The organism is Stenotrophomonas sp. 3diitr2024 (assembly GCF_042136455.1).
Classification (GTDB): Bacteria; Pseudomonadota; Gammaproteobacteria; order Xanthomonadales; family Xanthomonadaceae; genus Stenotrophomonas; species Stenotrophomonas sepilia.
Window position 1 is genome coordinate 1 of the sequence record NZ_JBHHMJ010000645.1, and the last position, 413, is coordinate 413.

General features: G+C 68.5%; 1 pseudogene. It reads right to left on the reverse strand.

Annotated elements, in window-relative coordinates:
* Positions 1-73: 73 nt before the first annotated feature.
* Positions 74-226, reverse strand: a pseudogene (locus tag ABGA94_RS16705) (formyltetrahydrofolate deformylase); the annotation flags it as partial.
* Positions 227-413 lie beyond the last annotated feature (187 nt).

Here is a 413-nt window from a genome sequence, read left to right on the forward strand (position 1 = left end):
CCCCCCCCCCCCCCACTACCGGATAGCACCCGTGGTAGCGCCGGGCCCTGCCCGGCGGACGCGGGATGGGCGATTACCGGAACACCACCGTGCGATGCCCGTTGAGCGGGATGCGGTGCTCCACATGGCGGCGAACCGCGCGTGCCAGCACCAGCGATTCGGTGTCGCTGCCCAGCCGCACCAGCTCGCGCGGCGCCATGGCGTGGTCAACGCGGGCCACGTCCTGCACGTCGCTTATGCCGCTTGCGCGCTCCTGCCCACAACAACACAATCGATTCATCCAGCCCCCTAACTACGCCCCCCTACAGATCGCGGGACGGCCGAACCGGGGGCTTTTCATTGGATGAAATCAGGATTCGGTAGTGCCGGCCGCTGGCCGGCAACCTCGGGATCTCTGCAGTTGCCGGCCAGCG